Source organism: Aeribacillus sp. FSL K6-8394, assembly GCF_038008865.1.
GTDB lineage: Bacteria > Bacillota > Bacilli > Bacillales > Aeribacillaceae > Aeribacillus > Aeribacillus composti.
Genome location: NZ_JBBPAA010000002.1, coordinates 770,106 through 789,481 on the forward strand (window position 1 = coordinate 770,106; position 19,376 = coordinate 789,481).

Genomic DNA, 19,376 nt, shown 5'->3' on the forward strand with positions numbered 1-19,376 from the left:
AATTTATTGATCAAGTTATTATGTTTGTCCAAATCGGATATGATAAAATATTATTGGTGTTGTATGAAGGAGGTGAGAAGGAATGGCTTTAACAATGTACTGGTATCCGAAGTGCGGAACTTGCAGAAAAGCGAAAAAATGGCTGGAAGATCACGGAATTGATTTTCGTGAAATACATATCGTGGAAAATCCTCCTTCTAAAGAAGAGTTAAAATCCTTTTATGAAAAGAGCGGATTGGAGTTAAAAAAGTTTTTTAACACGAGCGGTCAAAAATATCGTCAATTAGGTTTAAAAGAAAAAGTAAAAACAGCAACAGATGAGGAGCTCTTTGATTTGCTCGCATCAGACGGTATGCTCATTAAGCGGCCGATTGTTACCGATGGGGAAAAGGTGACCGTTGGCTTTAAAGAAGAGGAATTTGAGAAGATTTGGGGAAATTAAATTTAGAAAAGATTCTATTTAAATAGAATTCTTATATAAAAATGATAATTGGAGGGAATGACATTGAATACACCAAAAGAATTGCGTTATTCTGAAGAGCATGAATGGGTAAAGGTGGAAGGTGACAAAGTAAGAATTGGGATCACTGATTTTGCGCAGTCTGAACTCGGTGACATCGTATTTGTTGAACTTCCAGAAGTTGGAGATGAAATAGTCGCTGACGAACCTTTCGGAAGCGTTGAATCAGTGAAAACAGTTTCTGAGCTTTATGCCCCTATCAGCGGAAAAGTTGTTGAAGTGAATGAGGAATTGGATGACAATCCTGAATATGTAAATGAATCTCCTTATGAAAAGGCTTGGATGATTGTTGTTGAACCAAATGACATTCAAGATGTTGAAAAATTAATGACAGCTGAAGAATATGAAGAAATGGTAAAAGAAGACTAATATGAAACCCCCGTCTCCCTTTGAGAAGGGGGTTTCCTTGTGCGCCCGGCATGGGTGTAATCTATAGGGTGAAAGTCCCGAGCTGCGAAGGCAGAAGTAGCAGTTAGCTTAACGCAAGGGTGTCCGTGGTGACGCGGAATCTGAAGGAAGCGAGCGGCAAACTTTAAGGTCTCTCGGAACACGAACTTCATATGAGGCTAGGTATCACTGGGTGAGTTTGCAAGACAAAACAAAGCCCTTTCTGCCGAAGGTGATACAGAGTAAATGAAGCAGATGGATGGAAGGAAAGATTACACTCTTACCCGGGGAGGTCTGGCGGATATGTGAAGTACTCTTCATAACCTACTTAGTGATAAGTAGCTGAACCGTCAGAAGTCAGCAGAGGTCATAGTATTAGTTGGTCTAGAACAACTAAGAAGGACCGAACAATTAAGAGAGAATAGCCCTTGGCATTCAGTGTGTCATGATGAACACAGAAAACGTAGTACCTCACTTGAGGGAGGAAGCGGTGAATCCCGTGGGAGACCTCTTGGAGGGTGGAGTGACCACTGGCATAAAGAGAACAGCTATTCACGGAAGTTATAAAGACTTGCGTCAATTATCTTAATTGAACCGCCGTATACGGAACCGTACGTACGGTGGTGTGAGAGGTCGGGGGTTAGTCACCCCCTCCTACTCGATTTTATAAATGGAAAAGTGCGGACAATCAAAGTGTTTTGTGTGAAGGAATCAACCACTTCATTTAGAATAAGTATATATCAAAAAGCATCTATAAGCAGGTGATAACAATGGCACTGATAGAAATTGAGAAAGTTATCATTGTTGAAGGAAAGTCTGATAAGAAAAAAGTAGAGAAAATTATTAATGAACCTGCTGAGATTATTTGTACAAATGGCACGTTAAGCTTGTCCAAGCTCGATGAATTGGCGGAAAGCTTATTTTTCAAGGATGTTTATATTTTAGTCGATGCGGATGAAGCAGGAGAAAAATTGAGAAAACAAATTAAGCGGGAGCTTCCGGAAGCCAACCATTTATATATAGACAAAATGTACCGTCAAGTTGCATCCGCACCTGAACAGCATATTGCCGCCGTTTTGCTGAGAGCAAATATTGATGTACATGCAAGATATTTATCATAAATGTGGAGTGTGTTCAATGATTGAAATAACAAAAGAGCAATTAGATGCGATTAGCGATGAAGAGCAAACCATTATATTTTTATATACACCTTTTTGCGGGACGTGTAAATTAGCTAAAAGCATGCTGGAAATTGTAGAAAAAATCATTCCTTCCATAAACATATATACGAAAGATTTGAATTATATCCCTGAATTTGCTGAAAAATGGAAAATTGAAAATGTTCCATGTTTATTGATCTTTGAAAAAGGACAAATTGCCGAAAAAATATATGCGTTTCATTCTATTGACTATTTATATCAAAAGTTAAAAAGTTTTTCTACCATATAATTATATTTCCTGAGAAATATGTCAGTTTTTTCTAGAAAGCGTCGACAACTCCCAGCAGGAAGAAGGAAAGCTAGAAAGAATGAGTAAAATAAAATATTTGCTGGGGGGTTGTCAATGTTTGATTTTTTATTAGAAAAGGCAAATAATCATCATTTTTTAAAGCCTTTATTTCCGGCACATCCTATGTTTATTGCTTTTGAGTTTGGCCAAAGCATTTATTGTTATCAATTGGATTTGGAAGGATTAAGACGAGTTGATGGAAATATCGAATCCATTGATGTAAAAATTATAGGAAATGAAGAGCAAATGGAAGAGCTCATTACAGGCCAGCTAAAGCTCCAACAACTAATGAAATTGAAAGCAGTAAAAGTTGAGGGGAGATTTCGGGATATTTTAAGATTAGAATCTGTCTTGTCTTTATTGGCCTAACAGGTTAAAATAGAGTAAAGATATCGGAAAAGAATATATTGACACAATGTTTGTTGAATGGTACAATCTCTCCCAGTTAGTTTGTATGTTTAAAATAATGTTTTAATAGAAAAATAGCGGGTGCACACGTACAATAAAGCTTTGTCTACAATTGCGTTGAAAAAAGGAAGGTCAATTGAATGTAATCGTGCCTTTCTGCAGCTGTGCAGGAAGGCTTTTAGTATTAAACCGAAGCTGCTGCATGTGTGAAAGAAGGTGTAAACATGATTTCTCTCAACGGTGTTACAAAAATTTATCATACGAATCATAGCCAAGTAAAAGCTGTCGATCAAGTTGATCTTCAAATCCAGAGCGGAGAAATTTTTGGGATCATCGGATACAGCGGTGCTGGGAAGAGTACATTAATACGCTTGTTAAATGGTCTTGAAAAGCCGACAAATGGGACAGTTGAAGTGGCGGGAAAAAGAATAGACCAAATTAAAGGAAAAGAACTGAGATCCGCCAGAAAAGAGATTAGTATGATCTTTCAGCATTTTAATCTATTGTGGTCAAGAACAGTGCGGGAGAACATCGCTTTTCCATTAGAAATTGCCGGCATGAAGAAAAGCGATCGGCTCAAAAGAGTTGATGAACTTATTAAACTAGTAGGTTTAGAAGGAAAAGAAGATGCATATCCCTCGCAATTGAGCGGAGGACAAAAACAAAGAGTCGGCATTGCAAGAGCTCTTGCGAACAATCCGAAAGTTCTTTTGTGCGATGAGGCGACTTCTGCTTTAGACCCTCAAACGACTGATTCCATCCTAGATTTGCTTGTAGATATTAACAAGCGATTAGGTTTAACGATTGTTTTGATCACCCATGAAATGCATGTAATTCGAAAAATTTGTCATAGAGTGGCTGTGATGGAAAACGGGAAGATTGTTGAACATGGTGATGTGTTGACGGTTTTCCGAAATCCGAAGGCTAACATTACAAAACGATTTGTTAAACAAGTTACAGAACCTGATGAAACAATGGAAACGATTGATTACCTGCTTGAAAAGTACAAGCATGGAAAGGTTGTCAAACTTACCTTTGTAGGAGACAGAGCGGAGCAGCCTATGATTTCAAAAATCATTAAAGAGTTCGATGTAGAGGTTAATATTTTACAAGGGAAAATTTCACAAACTCAAAGTGGATCCTACGGGACGTTAATCATCCATTTTGATGGAGATGAAACTACAGTTGAACAAGCCATTGAATTTATTCGCAATCAACAAGTGGAGCTGGAGGTGATTGCGAATGTTTGAGACATTGTTGCCAAATGTAAAATGGGACAAAGTCATTGATGCAACTTATGAAACGGTTTATATGACAGCTGTTTCTGTATTTGCTACATTTTTTCTCGGAATTATTTTAGGTCTTTTATTGTTTTTAACGTCAAAGGGGAACATGTGGGAAAATCGGTTTATCCACTCGTTTGTTGCAGCAGTTGTCAATGTATTCCGTTCAATTCCCTTCATTATTTTGATCATTTTGCTGCTTCCTTTTACAAAAGCAATCGTTGGTACCATTTTAGGTGCTAATGCTGCACTTCCTGCACTCATCATTGGTGCTGCGCCTTTTTATGGAAGGATGGTGGAAATTGCACTGAGGGAAGTTGACAAGGGGGTGATTGAAGCTGCAAAATCGATGGGAGCTACAATGAGCACAATTATTTTCAAGGTACTGCTTCCAGAATCGATGCCTGCTTTAGTTTCAGGAATAACTGTCACAGCAATTGCGTTGGTAGGTTATACAGCCATGGCAGGCGCCATTGGTGCCGGTGGTCTTGGAAACCTTGCCTATTTAGAAGGATTTCAGCGTAATCATAGTGATGTAACATTTGTTGCAACTGTACTCATATTGATTATTGTATTTATCATCCAATTGATCGGCGATATGATTACAAGAGCAATTGATAAGCGTTAAACGAAGGAGGAGAATAATATGAAAAAATGGCTTTTAGCAACTGTTTTAGGTGCGACGATGATATTTGCTTCTGCTTGCGGAGGTGGAAGTAATCAGGGAGGCAGCTCCGGCGGCTCTGACAATGAGAAAAATGAAGTAATTAAAGTTGGCGCATCTCCTGTTCCACATGCAGAAATTTTAGAGGAAGCAAAACCGCTTCTTGAGAAAAAAGGATATAAATTGGAAATTGAAGAATTCACTGATTATGTATTGCCGAATAAAGCTTTAGCGGAAAAGGATATTGATGCAAACTACTTCCAGCATATCCCTTACCTTGAAGCACAGAAACAAGAACATGGATATGATTTTGTCAATGCCGGCGGAATTCATATTGAGCCAATTGGCGTATATTCAAAAAAATATAAATCTTTAGAGGAGCTTCCGAATGGAGCTACTATTATCATGAGTAACTCAGTTGCTGACCATGGACGCATGCTGTCAATGCTGGAGGAAAAAGGTTTAATTAAGCTGAAAGATGGCGTTGATAAAACGAAAGCGACAGTTGATGACATAGCAGAAAACAAAAAGAATTTGAAATTCAAAACAGACATCGAAGCGCCAATGTTGACGAAAGCTTATGAAAACAATGAAGGCGACGCTGTATTAATTAACGGGAACTTTGCTCTGGATGCAGGACTTGACCCATCAAAAGATGCCATTGCTCTTGAATCGCCAAAAGACAATCCGTATGTAAACGTCATTGCTGTCCGCAGTGAAGATAAAGACTCTGAAAAAATTAAAGCTCTTGTAGAAGTATTACAATCAGATGAAATGAAAGAATTTATTCAAACAAATTATCAAGGCTCCGTTATTCCTGCTGAATAATCAATTGGGAAGCTGTGCATATTTACGCACAGCTTCTTTTTTTGGATCAAGCTGAGCTGGTATTGTTTGGACAAAATTTCATTTAAGAAAAAACGTACGAACTTAGGTGAAATTTATGCCGCCAAAAAAGCAAATAGAAAGTGCTGTTCATTTCAATTAAGCGCTTCAGCAGAACATAAGAAAGGGAATGGGGCATTTACTCAACATAATTTTACAATTGCTTGTTTCAAAAAGGTTGAGCTATCAATAGCATGAACGATCAGTGTCAAATGCAAGATGAATATTGTATTTTTTTCTCTCCAGCGGGAATGCAGCCGAAAGGAAATATATGAAGCAGCAGGATTTGCACCAGCTTTCGAAGAAGGACTTGTGATGAGCTTAGCGGCCGCATTTAGAACGGAATGTTTTGCATGAAAAACAAATAAAGATGTAATTTTCAGTATTTTGGAGCATTTGTAAGATTGAACCTTTAATCCTTTCTCATTGGCTTAAAATGGGTTTTAAGCTGTTTTAATCAGCGATACAGCAGGTTGCTTGCAAGCTGTAATCATTGCTAACATTAAATTGTATAAAAAATGAAAGGATTGGTTCATTATTTATTTAAACCAAGAAATGATAGACATTAAATTTACGTCTGAAATGGAAAAAGCAATGCATCAATTTCACGGAATGGGATATAACGAATATAGGAGAACACATAAGAAGCGAATGAAGGTTGAAAGAAAAAGAGAACGAAATTACCGCAGTAGCCAAATTGTAACAGCTAATCTGAAAGGGAAATTGTTTTTGTCTACGCTAAACTAAATCAGCCAGTCGGCAAAGACTGGTTTTTCTTTTTATTGAATACATACAACAAGTTTGTTTGAATGATACTAAGATGACTATATACTTTGTTCCTAAAAATTTGGTAATATGAATAATGTTGTGAAATATTAAAAGGTTGTATTCACTTTTAATTTGTTATAAAATAATAATGAGAATAAATTGAGAATGATATTAATATTTGACCTATAGATTAATGGAGGTATTGGTTATGTCAGGATCTACATTAACGATTAAAGATTTGCATGTTTCCGTAGAAGGGAAAGAAATTTTAAAAGGTGTGAACCTTGAAATAAAAGGCGGGGAAATTCATGCGATCATGGGGCCGAACGGAACAGGAAAATCAACTCTTTCCTCCGCGATCATGGGACATCCAAAATATGAAGTGACACAAGGATCCATAACTCTCGACGGACAAGATGTGCTTGAGATGGAAGTAGATGAGCGTGCGCGTGCAGGACTTTTTCTTGCCATGCAATATCCAAGTGAGATCAGCGGAGTCACAAATGCTGATTTCTTGCGTTCAGCTATCAACGCCCGCCGAGGCGAAGGCAACGAAATTTCTTTAATGAAATTTATTCGCAAAATGGATGAAAAAATGGAATTTCTTGAAATGGATCAAGGGATGGCGCAGCGATATTTAAATGAAGGATTCTCGGGCGGTGAGAAAAAACGGAATGAAATACTTCAATTAATGATGCTTGAGCCTAAGATTGCCATCTTGGACGAAATTGATTCAGGCTTAGATATTGATGCGTTGAAAATTGTTTCCAAAGGTATCAACGAAATGCGGAGCCCTGAGTTTGGCTGCCTGATTATTACACACTATCAACGTCTGTTAAACTATATTACACCAGATTTTGTTCATGTTATGATGCAAGGAAGAATCGTGAAATCCGGCGGAGCAGAACTAGCTCAGCGTCTTGAAGCAGAAGGATATGACTGGATTAAAAAGGAATTAGGCATCGAAGACGAAACAGTAGGGCAAGAAGCGTAAGCGTTAGGAGGATCAAAATGACTGTAGAAACGAAACTACCGTTTGACCAGAAATATATAGAAAATTTCTCCAAACAGTTAGGTGAACCGGACTGGCTGAAAGATCTTCGCTTGCTTGCTCTTGCAAAAGCTGAAGAGCTTCCATTGCCAAAGCCGGATAAAACAAAAATCGACAAATGGAATTTCTCTCAGTTTTCTAAACATGTCGTTTCCAGCAGCACTCTATCTTCTCTTGATGAGCTGCCGGAAGAAGTAAAAACGCTTATTGAGGCAGATGAAGAACATAAAAATCTTTATATACAACGTGACAATACACCTGCTTTTTTGACAGTCTCTGAAGATTTGAAAGAAAAAGGAGTTATTTTTACTGACATTCACACGGCTGCGAAGGAACACGGAGACTTGCTTAAGCAATATTTTATGAAAGATGGAGTAAAAATTGATGAACATCGGCTGACAGCTTTGCACGCAGCCTATTTAAACGGCGGGGTCTTTGTGTATGTGCCGAAAAATGTAGAAGTGGAAAAGCCTCTTCAGGCGGTTTTTATACATGAAAACCCTGAAGCCAATTTGTTTAATCATGTGATCATCGTTGCGGATGATAATAGTTCTGTTACGTATGTCGAAAACTACATCTCGACCACCGAAACAGAGGGTGCTGTGTTTAATTTAATTACCGAAGTTATCGCCAATACTAATGCGAAAGTTTCCTACGGTGCGGTTGACAATCTGACTGAAAACATCACAACATATGTGAACCGCCGCGGGGTTGCTGGACGCGATGCAAAAATTCTTTGGGCATTAGGATTAATGAATGACGGCAATACGATTTCTGAAAACACAACAAATCTTGTCGGAGACGGTTCTATAGGCGATACAAAAACAGTTGTTGTTGGGAGAGGAAGCCAAATTCAAAACTTTACGACGAAGGTCGTTCACTTTGGCAAACATACCGAAGGCAACATTTTAAAACATGGTGTTATGAAAGACAGTGCGACGTCCATTTTTAACGGCATCGGCAAAATTGAGCACGGTGCATCGAAATCAAATGCTGAGCAGGAATCCCGCGTTTTAATGTTAAGTGAAAAGGCAAGAGGAGACGCAAATCCGATTTTGCTCATTGATGAAGATGATGTTGTCGCCGGCCATGCCGCATCTGTGGGGCGTGTTGACCCGATTCAGCTCTATTATTTAATGAGCAGAGGAATTTCAAAATCGGAGGCTGAGCGATTAATTATTCATGGATTTTTAGATCCTGTTGTAAGACAAATGCCGATTGAAAGTGTAAAAAACCAATTGACAGAGGTTATTGAAAGGAAAGTTCGGTAATGGATATTAAAGAAATTCGCAAACAGTTCCCGATCCTTAGTCAAAAGGTCAACGGCCGCGATTTAGTTTATTTGGATAATGCTGCAACATCGCAAAAGCCAAATGTCGTCATTGATGCAATCACAAAATACTACCGCGAGTACAATTCAAATGTGCATCGCGGTGTTCATACACTTGGTACAAAAGCTACAGATGCCTATGAAGGTTCACGGGAAAGAGTTCGTCAATTTATTAACGCAAAATCCGTCCAGGAAATTATTTTTACACGGGGAACAACAACAGGACTAAATATGGTGGCACAGAGCTATGGAAAGGCCAATTTACATGAAGGCGATGAAATTGTCATTACGTACATGGAGCATCATGCCAATTTAATTCCATGGCAGCAAGTTGCAAAAGAAACAGGAGCTACGTTAAAATATATACCACTAAAAGAAGACGGAACTATCTCTTTAAGTGATGTTCGAAATATGATTACAGCCAATACGAAAATTGTTTCGATTGCGCTCGTATCCAATGTTCTTGGCACGATCAATCCAGTAAAAGAAATAGGCGAAATTGCTCATCAAAATGGAGCTGTTCTTGTCGTAGATGCTGCTCAAGGAGCACCACATATGAAAATTGATGTTCAAGATTTAAATTGTGATTTTCTTGCTTTCTCGGGACATAAAATGTGTGCTCCGACAGGAATCGGTGTTCTATACGGAAAAAAAGAGCTGCTCGAAAATATGGAACCGGTTGAAACCGGCGGAGAGATGATTGATTTTGTCGGTTTATATGAATCTACATGGAAGGAGCTCCCATGGAAATTTGAAGCTGGTACACCAATTATTGCCGGAGCAGTTGGATTAGCCGCAGCAATTGACTTTTTAGAAGAAATTGGACTTGAGAATATTTTCAATCATGAACATAGACTTGCCCAATATGCATTGGAGCAATGCTCAAATATTGAAGGCATGACAATTTACGGACCGAAAGAACGGGCTGGGCTCGTTACCTTCAACCTCGAAGGCATTCATCCTCACGATGTGGCAACTGTTCTGGATGCGGAAGGTATTGCGATCCGAGCCGGGCACCATTGCGCCCAGCCATTGATGAAATGCTTAGAAGTATCAGCGACAGCACGGGCGAGCTTTTATCTATATAATACTGAAGAAGAAATTGATTTATTCGTTCGCGCAATTCAAAAAACAAAGGAGTATTTCGGCAATGTCATTTGATAATCTTGACACATTGTATCGTCAAGTCATTATGGATCACTATAAAAATCCTAGAAATAAAGGCTCTCTTCAAGACAGCGTTACGGTTGACATGAACAATCCAACCTGCGGTGATAGAATTCATTTGACAATGAAAATTGAAGATGGAAAAGTCATCGATGCGAAGTTTGAAGGGGAAGGCTGCTCCATTTCGATGTCATCGGCATCCATGATGACCGAAGCGATCAAAGGACAAACGATTGAAAATGCTCTTAAGCTTTCTAAAATCTTCTCCGATATGATGCAAGGCAAGGAATACGATGATGATATTGATTTAGGAGATATTGAAGCATTGCAAGGCGTTTCAAAATTTCCAGCTCGAATCAAATGTGCAACGCTTGCCTGGAAAGCGATGGAAAAAGGTGTGCGATCTGAAGTCGAGTGATAAAATTTAAATTAGATTGGAGTGAGAAAGTATGGCGAAAAAAATGCCTGAAATAGGCGATTATAAGTATGGCTTTGTCGATAAAGACGTTTCTATATACCGAGCAGAACGCGGATTGACAAGAGAAATTGTTGAACAAATTTCGAAAATGAAAAATGAGCCTGAGTGGATGCTGCAATTCCGCTTGAAAGCTTTAGACCATTTTTATAAAATGCCAATGCCTCAATGGGGCGGCGATTTGTCTGCTTTAGATTTCGATGAAATTACTTATTACGTAAAACCTTCTGAACACTCAGGACGTTCTTGGGATGAAGTTCCAGAAGAAATTAAACGCACTTTTGATAAGCTCGGAATTCCTGAAGCGGAACAAAAATATTTAGCAGGTGTTTCTGCCCAATACGAATCAGAAGTTGTGTATCACAATATGAAAGAAGACCTTGAAAAAATGGGTATCATTTTTAAAGATACAGACAGCGCCTTAAAAGAAAACGAGGACATCTTTAAAAAATATTGGGCGACGGTCGTTCCGCCGACTGATAACAAATTTGCCGCTTTAAACTCTGCAGTTTGGTCAGGGGGTTCATTTATTTACGTTCCGCCTGGAGTAAAAGTTGATACGCCTTTGCAAGCATATTTCCGAATTAATTCAGAAAACATGGGACAATTTGAACGTACGTTAATTATAGTTGATGAAGGTGCCCACGTTCATTATGTTGAAGGATGTACGGCGCCTGTCTACACAACTAACTCGCTGCACAGTGCTGTTGTAGAAATCATTGTGAAAAAGGGAGCCTATTGCCGCTATACAACGATTCAAAACTGGGCAAACAATGTGTATAACTTAGTAACGAAACGTGCGGTTTGTGAAGAAAATGCAACAATGGAATGGATTGACGGAAACATCGGTTCGAAATTAACTATGAAATATCCTGCAGTCGTATTGAAAGGTGAAGGTGCACGGGGCATGACATTGTCCATTGCCCTTGCCGGTAAAGGTCAACATCAAGATGCAGGAGCGAAAATGCTTCATTTAGCGCCGAATACTTCATCTACGATTGTTTCGAAATCGATCTCGAAACAAGGTGGAAAAGTAACGTACCGAGGTATTGTCCATTTTGGTCGGAAAGCAGATGGAGCACGTGCAAACATTGAATGCGACACATTAATCATGGATAACCAATCAACTTCCGACACGATTCCATATAATGAAATCCTAAACGATAATATATCTTTGGAACATGAAGCAAAAGTATCGAAGGTATCTGAAGAGCAGCTATTTTATCTCATGAGCCGCGGCATTTCTGAAGAGGAAGCAACCGAAATGATCGTTATGGGATTCATTGAACCATTCACAAAAGAGCTGCCAATGGAATACGCCGTTGAAATGAACCGACTCATCAAGTTTGAAATGGAAGGAAGTATTGGATAATCCTTATAATACTAAGGGGGTGTCTAATAAGTCGTTTTTACGGCTTATTGACGCCCCCATGAATGTTTTAGAAACGTTGATATATCGGTGTTTATAATTTTTTGTTTTCAATGGGGATTTGAGGACAGTCCCACAATTCACCCACAAAAATTAGATATTCATGTTTGTATACCGTTAATACAACTCCAGTGCTTCATCCTCGATTTTTTTAGTCACATGGAGATATGTGTCAGCGGTATTTTTATGCTTTAGTATCTTAATCTTTTGCTCCAGCTAAAGGAGAGCATCATGTAAAGAAAGAACAAGGAGTTTGCATGTTTGCACACTTCTGTGGCGGTCACAAGCAGGAAACGTCACTCACCGGACTATTATTGCATAACAGCTTTTCCCCAATGCCAATAGTGGCTGAGAGAAAGAAGCATCAGAAAGCTTTAAAATTTCGCTTGCCCCTCTCCTCTAGAACACCATAAATGATGGCTTACGTTTTTCTATGAGGCTTGAACATCTTCTCATACAAAAATAAAACCGAGCCGCAAATTACTGCAAGGAGAATAAAAGATAACAAGAAAAATAATGGATTGATAAAACCAAATGCTATATTATTTGCAGTAATTTCATCTCCTGATAAAAATTCATCATATTAGGAGTATAAGATGTTGGCCAAATTTAACTGTTCCTAAAATATATAATTATGGAGTGCAAGAGAAACAATCACGGCTTCTTTCACGATCTTCAACACAGACCACCTCAATATGTATTGCGCGTCATTTTCTGAAGCCTCATCCTTTTTAATGAGATCCTTTCATAAAGAAGAAGCAGACTCATTTATACGATCAAAATATATTTAGCCCTAAGCGATAATTTACCTATTAAAATCCCATGTCCATTCCCAAAACTTACTACCTTGGGCTACTATAAAGTAATCAAACCATTTTTCAAAAGTCAGGTTTAGAAACCCAAACGGATCGTCCAAACTTCCGCCGTTGTCAAGCCAATAAAGATATCCTTTTCTTTCGGGAGCTAAAGCTATAATGAGCCGGCAGCCATCGTAGCCATATCCAATAGGAAACCAATCTGGAGGATAATCAATATATTGATAATCCTCTAGTATCTCTTCGACAGATAATAATTGCAGTCCACCTCCGTTTTCAGGATCATCAAATAATGTAGCACCATTACATATTTTCAGAAAGTCTTCATAGTCACTAGGAATATTAAAAGGCAGCTTCTTGATTTCTTCTTCTGTTGCAGGGGGATTGAAACGAAATTGTAGTTTTCCTAAAAATCCTTCTTCATTTTGAACAACCAGCATATTCTTTTCATCTAGTCTTTTATTCAAAGCATCTAAAGTCATTTTGATTCGTACTGACATGTTGTGGCTATCACTCCTTTTATCATTCATCCAGCAAGGACTAACAATCTTTCTGTGGAAATCCTTTTACAGTTGTATGAGGTTACTAAAATTGTAGAATACGGTGTATTTTATCATTTGGCCAAACTGTGCTCTTATATGTTTATTATACCATTTTCTGTAATTTTTTCTATCTGAAGTAGTCCAATTGGCGGCATCAGCTTTTTCAAGTTGTAAATGATGAATCTGTGAATTATTTCCTGATCATAGATCCTTATAACATCTTTACTTTACCTGTTTCTTCGATCAGCAACTGTACAGGATGAGATATTTGAACTTTTTTGTTGCAAAACTCTTTATTTTTATTGTTGTTATAAATACAATGTCCAAAAATACTGCCAGCCTTTTATAACAAAAAAGTGCTTAAATCGTGAATCTTTTTCGATGCTGTATTATGATGAGTATATAAAGACTACATTGATAGGAGTAAGAAATGATTTACATAGGCTTGACAGGTTGGGGAGATCATGATTCTCTCTATCCATCCGGGACATCATCGAATGACAAATTAACGATTTATGCAGGACATTTTCCTGTTGTTGAGGTCGATTCCACTTTTTATTCGATACAGCCTGAGAAAAACGTTCGAAAATGGGTGAACGAGACGCCCGAAAATTTCCAATTCATTGTAAAGGCGTATAAAGGAATGACTGGACACGAAACAGGCTTAGGATCTTTCGAAAGCCGCTCAGAAATGTTCGCTGCTTTTTATAAAATGCTTCAGCCCTTTCAAGAAGCGAATAAATTGGCAATGGTTCTTTTTCAATTTCCCCCTTGGTTTCACTGCAAAAGAGAAAATGTTGATTTCTTGCGATGGTGCAAAGAGCAAATGAAGGATGCCCCTTGTGCACTAGAATTTCGCCACCGCTCCTGGTTCCTTCCTACATATTATGAAAAAACGCTTCAATTCATGGAGAAGGAAGGGTGGATTCACACCATTTGTGATGAGCCGCAGGCAGGGGAAAATTCAGTTCCGACCGTATTATATTGCACGAATAGAGAAAAGACCTTGGTAAGATTTCATGGACGAAATGTTCATGGATGGCTGAGGCCAAAAGAAGGGAATTGGCGTGAAGTACGATATTTATATAGATATAATGAACAAGAGCTTGATGAATGGAAAGGACACATAAAAATGCTGAAAAAGCAAACTAAAGATCTCTATCTCATTTTCAACAACAACTCGGGCAAAGACGCGGCGGACAATGGAAAAGAACTGATGAAAAAGTTAGGAATTACATATCATGATTTAGCGCCAAGGCAGCTAGATTTATTTGAGTGTTTTGAAAAGTATCCGACTGAAGGAGAGAGCGACTTTGATTGAGACGGTTCATATATATCATACGAATGATCTGCACAGTCATTTTGAAAATTGGCCGAAAATCGTTCATTATCTAAAAACAAAAAAACATATTCATAAAAGTAAAAACGAAACTGTTTTTTTATTCGATATCGGCGATCACGTCGATCGCTTTCATCCAATTACTGAAGCGACCGGGGGAGTCGCAAATGTTGAGCTGCTGAATCATTTAACTCCAGATGCAATAACGATTGGAAATAATGAAGGAATTACTCTTCCTTTTGAAGCATTGGATCGGCTGTATAATCATGCACAATTCCCTGTCATTGTGTCTAATTTATTTTACTTAGACGGTACTAGACCAAAATGGGCAAAGCCTTATGTGATTAAACGTTTACAAAATGGAGTCCGAATCGGTATTTTAGGCGTAACGGTTTGCTTTGAGCAATTTTACCGTCAGTTAGGGTGGATGATAACAGAACCGATGGCAAATATAAAAGAAACATTGGAGGAAATCCGGGGCAAAGCAGATGTTATCATTCTTTTATCACACCTTGGAATATCCGATGATGAATGGATTGCTCAACAATTTCCTGATATCGATGTTATATTAGGAGCCCATACACATCATGTGCTTGATCGTGGAAAGCTTGTAGGCAATACGCTTTTGGCGGGAGCAGGAAAGTTTGGACAGTGGCTTGGACATATTGAACTTAAGATCGACTCTGCTCAAAAGAAGCTGGTAAATAAAAAAGCGGAGATTATTGAAACGAAAACGATTGAAAAAGAAGATGTTTTTACCATAAAGTGGCTTGATCAAAAAAAAGCTGAAAGTGCTCAAAAACTTAACGAAGTTGTTGTGGAATTAAAAGAAGAATTACGGATTGATTGGTTTTCAGATTCACCATTTGCAAAGCTGTTGGCTTCCGCTTTAAAAGAATGGTGCGATGGGGAAGTTTCCATGGTGAATGCCGGAGTATTGCTTGAATCGCTTCCGAAAGGACTCGTCACAAAAGGCGATATGCACCGGATTTGTCCTCATCCGATTAATCCTTGTAAAATCATGGTTCAAGGCGATCAATTAAAAGAAGTTATTTTACAAGCACGGACAAAAGAAATGGAGCAATTGAAGCTTAAAGGATTAGGCTTCAGAGGCAAAGTAATGGGGCGTATGGTTTTTGACGGCATTGAAACGGTCATGGAAACGTTGGAAGATGGCAAGGAACATGTGAAAAAGATCTTTGTAAATGGAAAACATCTTGATCAAAATCATGTGTATGCAGTGGCAACTATTGATATGTTTACATTAGGTCCATTATATCCGCAATTAAGCCGTGTAAAGAATAAAATATACTTCATGCCTGAATTGCTAAGAGATGTACTTGCTTGGAAATTATCGAAACAGTTCCTGCAAATCCATCAATAAATTTTTGTCAACATCTCCTTTCCTTTCATAAAGTGAAGTAGGGAAGGAGGGTATTTTATGGTATCTGTATCGCCGGTTAAAATTGGTGATCATCAATTTACCGCCATTACCATTCAGCTGCCAAAAACGAATTTCATGGCTGTTACAGCCGAAAAAGGTTATATTATGTGCGGTGCGCTTGATGTAGCCTTATTGAATGAAAAATTAAAAGAGAGAAAAATTATTGCCGGCCGCGCTGTCGGAGTGAGGACAATTGAGCAGCTTCTTGAAGCCCCATTGGAATCAGTCACAACAGAAGCGGAGGCAATTGGCATTAAGGCAGGGATGACAGGCAAAGAAGCACTATTGAAAATGGTAGAAAAATAAAAAACAACCATTATCTTTTTATAAAAGAATGATTATTGCTCATCTATAGTGTACAGATGAAAGAAGTTTCCAAAACGTACCATCTATGAATTTAAATAAGATGTATTCCTTAATGGATTTTTCAACAGACATGAAGTATTTTCTATCATTTGATCAGCGATATAGTCGCAAGTTCGAGTAAAAAACATAAAATTGATTCATAAAGAGCCCGTTCCTGAGTTGGTGCGGGCTCTTTATTTTTTTTCTTTTTGCCATTCAAGCCGTTCCCATAGTTTTAAATGCGGATAAGGGTCAAAAGACCACTCGGTTTTACCGTTGTCTTTATACATCCCGTAATGCAAGTGCGGCGGGAATTTTCCAGATGTTCCTGGAGGGCCGTAGCCGCTGCTTCCGACAGAACCGATGATTTGCCCCGGTTTTACGATTTGTCCAACGTGAATGTCTTTGGCAAAGCCGTTTAAATGTGCAAAATAATGGTACGTATTCTGAATGTCCCGAATACCGATTCTCCAGCCCCCATAGCGATTCCAGCCTTTCATTTCGACAATTCCGTAGCAAGTGGAACGAACCGGTACGCCATAATGTGCAAATATATCTGTGCCTTCATGAATTCTCCGGCCGCCCCATCCGCGCGCATCTCCCCATGTGTCACGGTAGCTGTAATCAGTTCTGACGGGAAGAGGAAAAGCATGCTCGTTTAATTGCAGATGCCCGAAATGTTTGAACAATTTCATATGACCTAAAATAATTCCGACCGTTTTATCACGATGATAATAAGACCATAAACCAATTTTTAAATTTTCTATATCATTACCATATTTTGATAAAAAATGTGCAAAACTATATAAGACATCTTCATCATGATCCATTTGCGCTTTGCCGTCGCCGTTTCCATCCATTCCGATTCCCCCGAATAGCTGAATGCTAACCGGATTTTGGTCGTTCAAATTCGGATTGGCTGTCCCAGCCCATTTATCAGGAGGAATGTAAATGCCAATAACTCCTTTTTGTTTTGGGATATCATTTTTTATTTTTCTGACGTTTCGTTCGTATTGGTCGCACGCAGCCAATACATACCAAGGAATCTGGGTGATGGCTTCCACCTTTTTATACAGGCTCATTCGCAAATGATTTATTTGTTGTTCAGTTAATTGACTGGACGCATTGGCATGGCTGGAAAATAAAGATAAAAGTGCAGCCAATAATAACATTTTTCTGAGAACCACAATTGATAAACTCCTTTCCATCATGTCATGTCTTAGTGTAAGAAAAAAGTAAAGTTTCAATGGCTGGAAATTGAAGGAATATAAAATTCCTTTTTCTTGTCCAATATCTTTCCTTATGTTAAATTGACTATAGTGTATCATCTTTATTTTTTTAATGATTACATATTGGAGATGATGAAAAATGGCTCAAAAAGAAGAAAGTTTACGAAAACCTGAATGGCTTAAAATAAAATTAAATACAAACGAGAATTACACAGGGTTAAAAAAATTGATGCGCGAGCAAAAGCTTCATACGGTTTGTGAAGAAGCGAAATGCCCCAATATTCATGAATGCTGGGCAGTGAGAAGAACGGCAACATTTATGATTTTAGGAAGCGTTTGTACACGCGCATGCCGCTTCTGTGCAGTGAAAACAGGACTGCCAACCGAGCTTGATTGGCAAGAGCCGGAGCGTGTAGCGGATTCCGTCCGCATTATGAACTTAAAGCATGTTGTCATCACTGCAGTTGCCCGTGATGATTTGAAAGATGGCGGAGCAGCCGTTTTTGCTGAAACGGTTCGTGCTGTGCGCAAAAAAAATCCATTTACTACAATAGAAGTTCTTCCATCTGACATGGGCGGAGTGTACGAAAATTTAAAAACATTAATGGACGCTAAACCTGATATTTTAAACCATAATATTGAAACTGTTCGGCGCTTAACCCCAAGGGTTCGCGCTCGTGCAACCTATGAACGTTCTTTGGAGTTTTTGCGGAGAGCAAAAGAAATCAATCCGGATATTCCGACAAAATCAAGCATTATGATCGGGCTTGGGGAAACGAAAGAAGAAATTATCGAAGCGATGGATGACCTTCGTGCAAATCATGTTGACATCATCACAATCGGACAATATTTGCAGCCTACGAAAAAACATTTAAAAGTTCAAAAATTTTACCATCCAGATGAATTTGCAGAATTAAAAGAAATTGCTTTGTCAAAAGGATTCAGCCATTGCGAGGCAGGTCCGTTAGTCCGTTCGTCTTATCATGCTGATGAACAAGTAAATGAGGCAGCCAAACAGCGGCAGGCAAAAGCTTAAAGCCACAGAGCCGTCAAGAATTTCTTGACGGCCCGTTTTAATAAAAATAGGTAAATAACCTCTAAAAAATTCACCTATGCATCAACGTTTATTTCATTGATCTTTTATGTCGTGATCAATACTTTCGTTCATTTCTCCGAATCCTTCGCCATTTGCATTTTCACCAGCATTCAATTTTCTTCCTTGGGGAGACTTTAACATGCGCTGAATGGTCTGGTTTAAATTGCGGTTAATATTTGGAGACTCTCCATCAAGAGTGCTGTATGATTCGATTTCTTTAAACAGATTAGGATTATCGGTTACATAAATATGAAAATAACGCGGAACAATGGATGCAGCTGTCTTTTTCACTTGGTCAGCTGTTTCAAATTTGTTGTTTGAATCGGTTTTATACGCTATAAGAACTTCTTCATCTGTTACGAGCGTAGCAGCATCATGAACATTTGGAAGCTGGACGGCAAGCCTTCCGATTACGTCTGCTAATTGTTCCCGATTGATGACAGGAGTTTTTACTGTGGCTTTCTCTATTCCGGCTGTTGGACTTTTTTGATGCCGGACATATCCAAAGCTGTCTGAATCTTTATTGCTGTTATAATTATCATTTCTTTCTGCCACGTTTACCGTATTCCCGTTTTCATTATATAGACCTTTTCCTTCTTGATCATATTGGCACCCGCTGGCTGCAAGCGCAGCTATGATAAAAGGAGTAAAAAGCCTTTTTTTCATTTCAGCACCTCCTTATAATTTTAG

At 38.6% G+C, this 19,376-nt stretch carries 20 protein-coding genes; 17 read left to right on the forward strand and 3 right to left on the reverse strand.

Going from position 1 to position 19,376, the window contains the following annotated elements:
* The first annotated feature begins 82 nt into the window (after nucleotides 1–82).
* The 13 genes from NSR00_RS16045 to sufB all read left to right on the forward strand — a co-directional run bounded on the left by NSR00_RS16045 (nucleotide 83) and on the right by sufB (nucleotide 11,819).
* Nucleotides 83–442 (forward strand): arsenate reductase family protein, encoded by a 360-nt coding sequence (locus NSR00_RS16045; RefSeq protein WP_066249190.1) that lies wholly within the window; start codon nucleotides 83–85, stop codon nucleotides 440–442.
* A gap of 63 nt (nucleotides 443–505) precedes the next feature.
* Nucleotides 506–889, forward strand: a complete 384-nt coding sequence (gene gcvH, locus NSR00_RS16050) for a glycine cleavage system protein GcvH (protein ID WP_063386938.1) — start codon at nucleotides 506–508, stop codon at nucleotides 887–889.
* 788 nt (nucleotides 890–1,677) lie between these two features.
* A complete protein-coding gene (locus NSR00_RS16055; RefSeq protein ID WP_063386937.1) occupies nucleotides 1,678–2,028 on the forward strand; it encodes a toprim domain-containing protein in 351 nt (116 codons plus the stop codon).
* A gap of 16 nt (nucleotides 2,029–2,044) precedes the next feature.
* Nucleotides 2,045–2,356, forward strand: coding sequence for a thioredoxin family protein (locus NSR00_RS16060; RefSeq protein WP_340789777.1), 312 nt, complete (start codon nucleotides 2,045–2,047; stop codon nucleotides 2,354–2,356).
* Between the two features lie 114 nt (nucleotides 2,357–2,470).
* On the forward strand, nucleotides 2,471–2,785 hold the full coding sequence (locus NSR00_RS16065; protein WP_340789778.1) for an SCP2 sterol-binding domain-containing protein: 315 nt from the start codon (nucleotides 2,471–2,473) through the stop codon (nucleotides 2,783–2,785).
* A 263-nt stretch (nucleotides 2,786–3,048) separates the two neighbouring features.
* Nucleotides 3,049–4,074, forward strand: a complete 1,026-nt coding sequence (locus NSR00_RS16070; protein ID WP_063386934.1) for a methionine ABC transporter ATP-binding protein — start codon at nucleotides 3,049–3,051, stop codon at nucleotides 4,072–4,074.
* Complete coding sequence (locus NSR00_RS16075) at nucleotides 4,067–4,735, forward strand: methionine ABC transporter permease (protein ID WP_066249196.1); 669 nt, start codon at nucleotides 4,067–4,069, stop codon at nucleotides 4,733–4,735. The genes NSR00_RS16070 and NSR00_RS16075 overlap by 8 nt, the downstream gene beginning before the upstream one ends.
* Before the next feature lie 18 nt (nucleotides 4,736–4,753).
* Complete coding sequence (locus NSR00_RS16080; protein WP_340789779.1) at nucleotides 4,754–5,599, forward strand: MetQ/NlpA family ABC transporter substrate-binding protein; 846 nt, start codon at nucleotides 4,754–4,756, stop codon at nucleotides 5,597–5,599.
* A gap of 1,033 nt (nucleotides 5,600–6,632) precedes the next feature.
* Nucleotides 6,633–7,418, forward strand: coding sequence for a Fe-S cluster assembly ATPase SufC (gene sufC, locus NSR00_RS16085; RefSeq protein WP_063386930.1), 786 nt, complete (start codon nucleotides 6,633–6,635; stop codon nucleotides 7,416–7,418).
* Between the two features lie 17 nt (nucleotides 7,419–7,435).
* On the forward strand, nucleotides 7,436–8,746 hold the full coding sequence (gene sufD, locus NSR00_RS16090) for a Fe-S cluster assembly protein SufD (protein WP_063386929.1): 1,311 nt from the start codon (nucleotides 7,436–7,438) through the stop codon (nucleotides 8,744–8,746).
* The gene (locus tag NSR00_RS16095; protein ID WP_340789781.1) at nucleotides 8,746–9,966 is read left to right on the forward strand and encodes a cysteine desulfurase; all 1,221 of its coding nucleotides are present in this window, start codon (nucleotides 8,746–8,748) and stop codon (nucleotides 9,964–9,966) included. Before sufD ends, NSR00_RS16095 begins: the two co-directional genes overlap by 1 nt.
* Nucleotides 9,956–10,390 (forward strand): Fe-S cluster assembly sulfur transfer protein SufU, encoded by a 435-nt coding sequence (gene sufU / locus NSR00_RS16100; RefSeq protein WP_063386927.1) that lies wholly within the window; start codon nucleotides 9,956–9,958, stop codon nucleotides 10,388–10,390. The genes NSR00_RS16095 and sufU overlap by 11 nt, the downstream gene beginning before the upstream one ends.
* A gap of 31 nt (nucleotides 10,391–10,421) precedes the next feature.
* A complete protein-coding gene (sufB, locus tag NSR00_RS16105; RefSeq protein WP_063386926.1) occupies nucleotides 10,422–11,819 on the forward strand; it encodes a Fe-S cluster assembly protein SufB in 1,398 nt (465 codons plus the stop codon).
* A gap of 862 nt (nucleotides 11,820–12,681) precedes the next feature.
* Here sufB and NSR00_RS16110 read toward each other — a convergent pair.
* Nucleotides 12,682–13,191, reverse strand: coding sequence for an SMI1/KNR4 family protein (locus tag NSR00_RS16110; protein WP_162877020.1), 510 nt, complete (start codon nucleotides 13,189–13,191; stop codon nucleotides 12,682–12,684).
* Between the two features lie 472 nt (nucleotides 13,192–13,663).
* On the opposite strand from NSR00_RS16110, the gene NSR00_RS16115 reads away from it, so the two are divergent.
* From NSR00_RS16115 to NSR00_RS16125, 3 genes are read left to right on the forward strand one after another with little or no spacing between them, the layout of a single operon-like run.
* Nucleotides 13,664–14,554, forward strand: coding sequence for a DUF72 domain-containing protein (locus NSR00_RS16115; RefSeq protein WP_340789784.1), 891 nt, complete (start codon nucleotides 13,664–13,666; stop codon nucleotides 14,552–14,554).
* The gene (locus NSR00_RS16120) at nucleotides 14,547–15,956 is read left to right on the forward strand and encodes a bifunctional metallophosphatase/5'-nucleotidase (RefSeq protein ID WP_340789785.1); all 1,410 of its coding nucleotides are present in this window, start codon (nucleotides 14,547–14,549) and stop codon (nucleotides 15,954–15,956) included. Before NSR00_RS16115 ends, NSR00_RS16120 begins: the two co-directional genes overlap by 8 nt.
* A gap of 57 nt (nucleotides 15,957–16,013) precedes the next feature.
* Complete coding sequence (locus NSR00_RS16125; RefSeq protein WP_063387095.1) at nucleotides 16,014–16,322, forward strand: YunC family protein; 309 nt, start codon at nucleotides 16,014–16,016, stop codon at nucleotides 16,320–16,322.
* Between the two features lie 233 nt (nucleotides 16,323–16,555).
* On the opposite strand, the gene NSR00_RS16130 is transcribed toward NSR00_RS16125, so the two are convergent.
* Nucleotides 16,556–17,533, reverse strand: a complete 978-nt coding sequence (locus NSR00_RS16130; RefSeq protein WP_130157080.1) for a M23 family metallopeptidase — start codon at nucleotides 17,531–17,533, stop codon at nucleotides 16,556–16,558.
* Between the two features lie 196 nt (nucleotides 17,534–17,729).
* Between NSR00_RS16130 and lipA the strand changes: the two genes are divergently transcribed.
* On the forward strand, nucleotides 17,730–18,626 hold the full coding sequence (gene lipA, locus NSR00_RS16135) for a lipoyl synthase (RefSeq protein ID WP_063387093.1): 897 nt from the start codon (nucleotides 17,730–17,732) through the stop codon (nucleotides 18,624–18,626).
* 93 nt (nucleotides 18,627–18,719) lie between these two features.
* Here the strand turns inward: lipA and NSR00_RS16140 are convergent, their stop codons facing one another.
* Nucleotides 18,720–19,352 carry a YhcN/YlaJ family sporulation lipoprotein gene (locus tag NSR00_RS16140; protein ID WP_094245251.1) on the reverse strand — a complete coding sequence of 211 codons (633 nt, stop codon included), beginning with the start codon at nucleotides 19,350–19,352 and terminating at the stop codon, nucleotides 18,720–18,722.
* Nucleotides 19,353–19,376 lie beyond the last annotated feature (24 nt).